Below are 8,096 nucleotides of genomic sequence, written 5' to 3' on the forward strand. Positions count from 1 at the left end.
GCTCGAACCCGCAACTTCCGCCGTGACAGGGCGGTGCTCTAACCAATTGAACTACTGTCCCTCGTTTTGCCTTTGTTTCAGGCACAATTTCTATTATGCCTATAACCTCACCTTTTGTCAAGAGGTTTTTTGAACTTTTATTTGGAAGCCCAAAATTTGAGTCTCTTGCAGGGGACTGAAGTTGTTGTCGCTTACCAAAATCAGACCTCTGGTACCATCGGCTAAATCGGGGCCAAATGTCAAGCCCTCAATGTTGTCTAAGGGAATTTTCAGGGTTTCCAAATCCAGCAGCAGCCGTTTTTGAGCGGGAGAAACTTCGCCCAGACGGCTTTTGAGGCTGGCGATTTCTCCAATGCGATCGGCTTTTTCCAAAGAAATCTCAAAAATTCTGATTGTCGTGCCGGTTTCCAGGGAGAAAGCGCGCTCTAAACTCAGCAAGCGCTTGTCGTCGATCGCCAATAAATCCACTAAACCGTTGCTAGTTAATTTTCCCACAGGATTCGCACCAGGGGGTAGCGGTTCGGTAATGTAGGCAAAGGAGGCGTCAGGATTGCCACTTGCAGCATCGTAGCGCAAAATCCGGCACGGGCTGCCTTTTGCTAGGGAAGGTACGGCACCATCCTGTACCATAGCGTTTTCGGTGGCGGTGAATAGGTATTTGCGATCGGGTGTTAGAGTCAAGCTTTCAAAGGCGAGATTGTTGCGGATGCCTCCTTTGCCTTTGTCGTCGGGCAAAAATAGGTCAGGAATTGGTAGCGTTTTCAGCATTTTACCATCCAGAGAGAATTCTTTAATGAAGGGATTGATTTGGCGATCGACATCTCCCTCCGAAGAAACAAACACGCTGTTGCCAGTAAAAGCTATCCCTTCCGGATCTAAACTTAACGCGGGAAAACTTTTACCGTTTTCATCCAATAAACTCGTCACACCAGTAAATTCAATCTTTTCTTTTTCCAGCTTACCAGATGCCAAGTTAATTTTTAGAGAATAGAAGCGCGCCGGAGCCTTGCTGCTGCGGTCATCAGAAATCGCATAATAAACTTGTTTTGTGGCATCATAAGTAATTCCCGAAAGTCCGCCAATTTCCGTTCCCTGAAACCGAGAACCTGTGGGAAATATTGCCCTACCGATAAAATCTATTTGAGTAACAGCGAAAGATTGGGCTGACAAGCGGAGCGAGATAGCAACAGTTGCTGCGATCAAAAAACAGGCAATAAATATAAGTATTTTCCCTAAATTTCGCATTTTACTCTTCTTCTCTTTCTTGCTTCGCGCCCTTTGCGCCTTCGCGGTTCATTAAATCATAAAATCACTGTTTCTGACTCAGCAAAAAATTAGTCAACCAATCTTTAACCACATAAGTAGCGCGACAGTCGTCCTCATTGTAGCGGACGATCGCCTGCAAGAGCTCTCGATCGCCCGTTTTGAGCCAATCATCGTACCAACAGACACACTGAGCACCATTAGCCTTAGCATCGCGCCAGTCAAAACCCAACCAGCGCGCAATCGGTTTGAGTGCGTAACTTTCCACCGGCATAATCGCTTGCTGCGTCACTTGCTTGTGAATATCGACAAACCGTTTCAACACGGGCTTCCACAAATAAGCTGGAGTGTTGTAAAGTTTGGCTAGCCGTTTAAAAGTCTTGACTTCGTAGTCGCAAAAGTGGAAAATCGGAGCAATGGGATAAGCCCACATTAATTCTAAAAATTGCTCCCAGATTGCACCTTCCTGGGCCGGTGATTCTGCAAGGAAACCGTGGAATTTTTCAGTATTGTTGTACCTATCTACAACCAAGACGCCGTGGAGATAATCTAAATTTAACTCCGGTTCTGCTTCGATGTCAAAGTAGAGTTCGATTGGGGCGATCGGCAAAAAGACCGATTGAGAATAAGGAATTGGCTTGCTGCGAAGAATTGGCGCAGGCTTGGAAGGTGAAGCAGATTTATTTTCTGTAGTCTTTACCAGCTCAATTTTAGGAATTACTAAATTATTATTTGCCTTTTCTGGTATTCTTATAAACTGACTAACCGCTGCCACTGCCGAACCTACCTCCGTGACATCCCCTAAATCCCGCAGATTGCTCGTTGCCGAACCTACATCCGTTACATCCGCTACAAAAACCGCTGCCGAACTTCGTTCTTCCCGCAATAAAGGTTGATTTAGCAAGTGAGATTGAGCTTGTCGCACCACATCAAAAGCAACTGCGTCGGGAAATTCTGGATACTCAGCCAGCAATTGAGAACTAGCATTTGCCAGAGATTCTACATCAGTAATTTCGAGAGTCTTTAGTCTAGCATAGCGGCCGGCAGTAACTCCGGGCAACAGCGAAAGATGTTTAATAGATTCGGCTTCCGCGTGACAGACAGTATACCAACCGCAAAGATTGCACTTTTGACGAGAAATGAACACCTCCGGCTTATGCCGATTTTCTATCATCTCAATGCAATCGTCTAAAATCTCGAACATCTCAGGAGTTCGCCGATCGAGATTAACTTCCCAAAGCCCTTTTTTTCGCAGCATCAGCCACGCATTTTCGGGCATTGTTTCCTGCATGGAAGCTAATACTTGGGCGTGAAAAGCAGCAATAATTTGATAGTCTAATTTTGGTCGTTTGCTAAGCCAAATATCCGCAGTCGCATAACTCCAATCGCCAAATTTAGATTTTCCTGGCTGCTTGATTAATAAATGCGGGCGGCTGACGAGGGTAATGTTTGAAGAGTGCAGAGTGGAGGATGAAAGATGCACCGGAGTTTCGGCGGTTTCGCCAAATTCGGGGACATATTGAGTGTCAATTCCTGCAAGAGAATCTGTTGCGCTGTTGGTTTTGCCGAATTCGCCCCGGATCAGCACTCCTCGATAAATGCGATCGGCTCCTTGCTGCATTAAACTTAAGGTAGCGGCCGCCCCAGCTTCCCAATCCCCTCTAGGATATGATGGTTGTTGGTAAGTTTCGTGTTCTAAAACCTGCTGCTGATACGTCCCGCTGTCGCGCATCAGTTTCACCAGAAAGTCGCTGGGAGGATCTAATTGTTTCCAGTCTCCGCAAGTGTCTAAAAATGCTCGGAGATGGCATCGTTGATAGGAAAGTAAGAGTTTGTCAGTTATTAACATTTAGTATTCGCAGAAAAAAGTTCGGCAACGGATTCGCAAGGGCGGATGTAAAATATAGAAAGAACAAGGGTTTTTGAGAGAGGTTTTTGACATTAATATTTATTCAATCAGTCATGCGCGCACATAGTCCATATATAGTGTTTTGTAGGGGCAATCCCCCCGTGGTTGCCCATCCCTAGGATTATTGTGTAAGTTCTATCAATATTAACGCTATCAATAATTCCCCAGAAAAGTATGACAAAGGACAATCACAGGCAAAAATTCCCAGCTTTGGCCAATAAAGCTTATTTTAACTACGGCGGACAAGGGCCGCTGCCTGAGCCTGCTTTAGAGGCGATTTATGAGGCTTACAAGCGGGTGCAGCTTGGGGGGCCGTTTTCGGGGGAGGTGGGGGCTTGGGTGGTTCAGGAGGCGATGCTGACGCGACGGGCGATCGCATCTGAGTTAGCTGTACCTGCTGAAACCATCGCCCTGACTGAAGATGTCACGGTGGGCTGCAATATTGCGCTGTGGGGCATTGACTGGCAAGCGGGCGATCGACTGCTGCTTTCTGATTGCGAACATCCGGGCATTGTAGCTAGTGTAATGGAACTTCAGCGCCGTTTCAACATTGAGGTTGAGGTTTGTCCGTTGGCGGCGACTTTGAATCAGGGAGATCCGGTGCAGGTAATTGCTGATAGTTTGCAGCCAAATACTCGCTTGTTAGTAATCAGTCATATTTTGTGGAATACTGGTCAAGTTTTGCCTCTGACTGAGATTGTGAATGTCTGTCATCAGGTCGGAGTTAAAGTGTTAGTTGATGCGGCTCAATCTGTGGGGGTTTTACCTTTAAATTTGATTGAGTCAGAAGTTGATTTTTATGCTTTTACTGGTCACAAATGGTGGTGCGGCCCCGAAGGTTTGGGCGGGCTTTATGTGAGCGCTTCAGCTTTAGCAGATTTGCATCCGGTGTTTATCGGGTGGCGGGGAATTGTCACCGATTCTAGTGCTAAAGTTCTTGGCCCGAAGCCTGGAGCTCAACGCTACGAGATTGCGACTTCGGCTTATCCTTTGTATTCTGGTTTGCGAAGTGCGATCGCCCTGCAACACCAATGGGGTACAATTCTGGAAAGATATGCAGAAATTTGTCGTTTGAGCAAGTATCTCTGGGAGCGTTTGTCAGAAATATCTGATGTGGAATGTTTGCGCAAATCTCCGCCGGAAGCGGGTTTGGTTTCGTTTCGATTGATCGGTGGGATGCCGCACAAGGAGTTAGTTGGTTTGTTGGAGAAACAGGGAATTATGGTGCGGACAATTCTGAATCCTGACTGCGTGCGCGCTTGCGTCCACTATCTTACCACGGAGGCAGAAATCAATAAGTTAGTTGAGGAGATTTTTAGTCAAATCCAAAAGAGATAAGTTTTTTCATGCAGTTTGTACCTGGATCGAGTCGATGTGTCGTTACAAACAATAGCTAGCTACTATCAACAATTTAACAGATACGTATCCGCTCGCAATGGTATTTAAAACACAATACGGTTTACTTAAGACAGTCCACCCGGAAAACGATGTGACAAACAGACCCTGCGATTGCTCTGTCTACGCTCGCAATGACAAAAAAATCTCAAGTAAACCGTATTGATTTAAAAAAACAAAAAAAGTATTGTGGATTAATTTATGTGAGAGTTGGTTTAATGATATAAAGCTTGGGTAGACTACCCTTTTTGTCATTGCCAAGGCAGTTAAGGAATCAGAATTAAATAACTTACCAGAAACAATTGGTTTAAAGCCCTCGCGCCCGATCGAGAGAAATTAAAATCAGACTATTCATTGCTTCAATCCTCGGACTTAAGGGTAAAGGTAGCCCTCAAGCGGTCAACTGTCAACTGAATGAAAATGCGTGATGTTATTGTAGGATGGGCGGGAGATCGCATCCTTTCTAGACCGGTTCTCCCGCCCATCCCACAAAATTAATTGTGTGAATTGTTTAATTCACGATCCTTATTCATCCGCGTTAAGTGTTAGAGGTATTTGAAATTTGAGATGCTTCGACTTATTGAAAGACTGGGTTTGGGCTACGCCAGCAGCAAATGCTGGCTGACAAGTCGCGATCGAACTATTTTTAAATTTGGGATTGGACGATCGAAAAATTTAAGAATTGAAGGATTGAAGATTCTCGATCGTCAAGGACGTAGGGAAGGCAAATTTGGTATCAAAAGACGATCGCTCGGGGAGAGTGCGCCGCTCGCGGGTTCTTAAAGATGCTGAGTCAACACCTCAATCTCAATCTCCAACCCCGATATGCTGATAGTCCTGATTTTAGATTCGTGGAACCTTTGCCGCAGATGTTCAGAGAATACCTCACCCGATCGCATCTATTATGAATAAGCAGGTCGAGTTGATTCAACTCGACCTGCTTATTCAACAACAGCTCGATCGAACTCCACTTGATGCGGCTGACCGTTTTGGGGTCAAATCTCACATCTAGCCCGATTGAGAAAAATGCTTGCTATCATCGCTAGGTGGGGTTTAGTTGATTTTTTTTGGTATTTTAGGCTACTGTTCCGGTTTTTCTGTTCGGCCCAAACGGCGATCGCCAAGATCGCCAGCTTAACCGAGCTATAGAATATTGCTAGATGAGTTTGCTTGTACTGAGGTGACAGGTGAGGGACACTGAGTGAAGCAAGTCAGTTACACTCGATTCCCAAAACATCCAGAATGGCTGATTTGCTAGATAATTCCTATAGATATAACTAACACTGACTCAAAGTATTGATAATTGGTTATTACGTCAAAAATTTCAAGACTTGTAGTACCTGAGTGCCCATGTTTCAAATTCTGGTTATTGACGATGATACGGTTGTTCAAGAGCTGCTGAGAAGAACCCTGAAAAAACAGGGTTACGAAGTGACAGTAGCAAGCAATGGCGAAGACGGCGTAGCCCAGGCGCAAAAATTGCGTCCGGCCTTGATAATTTGCGATTGGATCATGCCGCGCTTGACGGGAATTGATGTTTGCCGTCGAGTTAAGGCAGATCCGGAGCTGTCAACTACCCAATTCTTTTTGCTGACTTCTTTGGGTTCGATCGCCGATCGAGTCAAAGGGCTCGACGCAGGTGCCGACGATTTTATCTCCAAGCCGATAGAACTCAACGAATTGCAGGCGAGAGTACGTGCCGGATTGCGGCTGCACCAACTCAGCCGAGATTTAAAAATTGCCAAGCAAAGTTTAGAAGCAGAGCTAGCCGAGGCGGCGGAGTACGTGCAATCGCTGCTGCCAGATCCGATGACGGAACCAGTCAGCATCGAAGCAAAATTCATTCCCTCCCGGCAGTTGGGGGGAGATTGCTTTGACTACAACTGGCTCGATAGCGATTATTTGGCGATTTACTTGCTCGACGTAGCCGGTCACGGTTTGCGGGCGGCGCTGCCTTCGGTGGCCGTGCTGAATTTGCTGCGATCGCGCGCTTTGCCCAACATTGACTACTACAAACCCAGCGACGTTTTGCGCGCCCTCAACACCACCTTCCAGATGAGCTACCAAAACGACAAGTATTTCACCATCTGGTACGGCGTTTACAACCGCATTACTCGCCAGCTCACCTACGCCAGCGCCGGCCATCCCCCGGCAGTGTTGATTTCCCAGTCCCCTGCATCCACGACTAAAATCCAGCGATTAAAAACCCCCGGAATGCCGGTCGGGATGTTCCCCGACGCCCCCTATATGGATAATTGCTGCAATGTCGAGGATTTAAGCACTCTCTACATCTTTAGCGACGGGGTATACGAGATTCACCAACCTGACGGCAATATCTGGGGGCTTGACCCTTTCATCGACCTGCTAGCAGCTTATAACGGTGGAACTGCCGACCAGTTAGAAATGGTGTTGAACTACATTCAAACGTTGAACGCCAAAGCAGTTTTTGATGATGATTGGTCTTTACTCAAGGTAAACTTTGGCTAGCTGACCTCTTGCTGCACATCTGCGACTAAATAGCAAGAAGGCAGCAGCCAAAAGATTTAGTTAGCTGAGAGAATTTTGCTATTAAAAGCATCCCGGGTAGGAAATATCTCGAAAACTCGATCCATGCTGGTGAGTTCAAATAAGATGCGGATTTGCTCGTTGATAGAACAGACGACTAATTGACTCCCAGCGGCACGGACTGTTTTGAGCGCCAAAACTAAAGCGCCCAAACCAGAACTATCCATAAATGTCACATCTTGGAAGTCTATCAATACCACATCGGCTCCCGCTTCCACGAGGTCGCTAATTTCTTGGCGGAATTGACTTGCTTTGGTGCCGTCTAAAATGCCCGAGGGCTGAATAATTTTAACTACAGGACTCATATTTTGCGGTGAGAAGATCACAATTGCTAGCCAGACTACGCTAGTTTGACACTCCCCGCTTTAAAAGACGGGGATTCTTAAGAAATTATCACAGACCAATTTTCCAGGGCGCTGTCACTTCGCCTCCTTACACTCAGGTCAACTATCTTACGATACTCGAATTTATGGTAGCTTTTGTCAATCTGGCTGTGCTGTTTTCCGAGTTTAACATCGTGGCGATGTGCTGCGCCCACGACTGGGGTCGGTCGCCCTCGCCAGACTCGCCCTCACTCTCGCACTGGCTGGCTGAAATTTCCTGATACCAGGGTCAGCTACCGGGCGCTCTCGAGCAAAATTGCCGGAAAATAGCTCGCACTTAAGATATGTATAGTTTTTCTCACAAAGATGGCAGATATTGAGATTTTAAAGTTGAGATTTTAGGTTGGGAGATTGAGGAGGGGGCGATCGCTCGCTCAATACTCGATCTTTGCCTCGCACCGCTACAGATCAAAAACAGTAATCAAACCATGAGCGATCGAATTTCGCCAACAAGCAGTCAAAACTTAAAATATAATAAAACATCAATTAGAAAACGACTTCACTGATTTGATGTGACTAAATATTGGGTCAATCGATTTGAGATTTGAGATTTGAGATTTTAGATTGAAGCATTGACCCCA

7 protein-coding genes are annotated in these 8,096 nt (G+C 46.1%); 4 read left to right on the forward strand and 3 right to left on the reverse strand.

Annotated elements, in window-relative coordinates; translation table 11 throughout:
• Positions 1-117 precede the first annotated feature (117 nt).
• Complete coding sequence (locus QT974_RS27525) at positions 118-1,245, reverse strand: esterase-like activity of phytase family protein (RefSeq protein ID WP_333471584.1); 1,128 nt, start codon at positions 1,243-1,245, stop codon at positions 118-120.
• 64 nt (positions 1,246-1,309) lie between these two features.
• Entirely contained in the window at positions 1,310-3,112 is a 1,803-nt protein-coding gene (locus tag QT974_RS27530; protein ID WP_333471585.1) for a TM0106 family RecB-like putative nuclease, read from the reverse strand.
• A 234-nt stretch (positions 3,113-3,346) separates the two neighbouring features.
• On the opposite strand from QT974_RS27530, the gene QT974_RS27535 reads away from it, so the two are divergent.
• From QT974_RS27535 to QT974_RS27545, 3 genes are all read left to right on the forward strand, one after another.
• Positions 3,347-4,510, forward strand: coding sequence for an aminotransferase class V-fold PLP-dependent enzyme (locus QT974_RS27535; protein ID WP_333471586.1), 1,164 nt, complete (start codon positions 3,347-3,349; stop codon positions 4,508-4,510).
• Positions 4,511-5,134: 624 nt separating this feature from the next.
• The gene (locus tag QT974_RS27540; protein ID WP_333471587.1) at positions 5,135-5,350 is read left to right on the forward strand and encodes a hypothetical protein; all 216 of its coding nucleotides are present in this window, start codon (positions 5,135-5,137) and stop codon (positions 5,348-5,350) included.
• A 567-nt stretch (positions 5,351-5,917) separates the two neighbouring features.
• On the forward strand, positions 5,918-7,054 hold the full coding sequence (locus QT974_RS27545) for a PP2C family protein-serine/threonine phosphatase (RefSeq protein WP_333471588.1): 1,137 nt from the start codon (positions 5,918-5,920) through the stop codon (positions 7,052-7,054).
• A gap of 56 nt (positions 7,055-7,110) precedes the next feature.
• Here the strand turns inward: QT974_RS27545 and QT974_RS27550 are convergent, their stop codons facing one another.
• Entirely contained in the window at positions 7,111-7,437 is a 327-nt protein-coding gene (locus tag QT974_RS27550; protein ID WP_293135829.1) for an STAS domain-containing protein, read from the reverse strand.
• 164 nt (positions 7,438-7,601) lie between these two features.
• Between QT974_RS27550 and QT974_RS27555 the strand changes: the two genes are divergently transcribed.
• Positions 7,602-7,736 carry a hypothetical protein gene (locus QT974_RS27555; RefSeq protein WP_333471589.1) on the forward strand — a complete coding sequence of 45 codons (135 nt, stop codon included), beginning with the start codon at positions 7,602-7,604 and terminating at the stop codon, positions 7,734-7,736.
• The last annotated feature ends 360 nt before the right edge of the window (positions 7,737-8,096 follow it).

The sequence above is a fragment of the Microcoleus sp. BM001215392 genome (assembly GCF_036700185.1).
Taxonomy (GTDB): domain Bacteria; phylum Cyanobacteriota; class Cyanobacteriia; order Cyanobacteriales; family Microcoleaceae; genus Microcoleus.